Source organism: Spirillospora sp. NPDC049652, assembly GCF_040675125.1.
Taxonomy (GTDB): domain Bacteria; phylum Actinomycetota; class Actinomycetes; order Streptosporangiales; family Streptosporangiaceae; genus Spirillospora.
This window is the reverse complement of the sequence record NZ_JBFAOF010001513.1, coordinates 1-1,180: the sequence shown is the minus strand read 5'-3', so window position 1 is coordinate 1,180 and position 1,180 is coordinate 1. Positions and strand designations below refer to the sequence as shown.

The 1,180-nt window shown below is 71.9% G+C and carries 1 protein-coding gene; it reads right to left on the bottom strand.

Annotated features, from left to right (window positions below; translation table 11 throughout):
* Positions 1 to 164: 164 nt before the first annotated feature.
* Positions 165 to 1,180: glycoside hydrolase family 113 protein (locus AB0J52_RS41565; RefSeq protein WP_500188789.1), on the bottom strand; the 1,016-nt coding region annotated here is incomplete at its 5' end.

Below are 1,180 nucleotides of genomic sequence, written 5' to 3'. Positions count from 1 at the left end.
TGCACCCCGCGGCCGAGGTCTCGGCCCGCGCGAAGGTGGTCCGCGACGCGCCCCTGGAACCGGCCCTCGCCGAGGCCACGGCGGACGTCGCCGAGACGCTCGCCCTGCTCGACCGCCTCGCCGCCCTCCTCAAGATCGAGGACTGACCCGGCGGACGCCCCCGGTCAGGAGCGGAAGCGGCGGGCGAGGACGCGGAAGGCGTCCTTGGGCTCGAACCTTCCGGTCCTCGCGTAGTCGGCACCGACCCTGACCAGCGAGAACCCCGCCATGTCGAGGTCGTGCCGCGGATCGGGCGAGTACGGGGTGTCGGTGTTGACGAAGTTGTAGACGAACGCGCCGTGCACGCCCTCGGCCTCGTAAATGTCGAGAAGCTCGGTGAGGTAGCGCGACTGGACGCGCTCGTCCCGCACGTACCCCTCCGGGACGACGGGCGGGTCCTGCGTCCAGTCCACGATGGAGAAGCCCTCGCCGCCGCGCTTCTCCGCGCCCCGGTACGTGCAGCATCCGAACTCGGTGATGACGACCGGCTTCCCGAACCTGTGCAGCGCCCTGACGTCCCTGCGGTAGGTCGCCTCGTTCGACGCGTCCCGGTAGAGGTCGACGCCGACGACGTCGAACCTGCTCCAGCGCACCGACTCCCACACACCGGACGTGTAGGTGAGCTTGCCCTTGAACAGCGGCCGGACGGCGTCGTGCGCGCGCGTGAGGAAGGCGTTCAGGCGCTCGTCGTATCCCTTGCCCGCCGGGGTGCCGAGGTTCGCCGCCCGCTCCTCCCACGTCCTGCCGGGGACGAGCCCGTCCATGAAGATGGTCAGTTCGCAGCCCATCGACATCCCGACGCCGGGGCCGGGGTGCCGCCGACGCAGCCGCTCGGCCATCCGCGCCACCGACCGGAGGAACGCCAGCGTGCGGGCGGCGTCCTGGTCGAACTGGCGCGGCTCGAACCACACGAAGAGGCCCTCGTCCGCCGCGCACCGCGCCGCGAACTCCAGCCGCCGCAGATCGTCCCCGAGCAGGATCACCGCGTTGCAGTGCAGGTCGCGCCGGATCGCCCGGATCTCCCTCCGCACGAACGCGGGCTGCCACACCTCGCGCACGGTGTCGTAGTTGACTCCGCGCTGCGCGAGCCCCCGCCTCCGGTCGTCCGACTGCCCGCGCACCCAGGGCGCGTTCCTGGCCA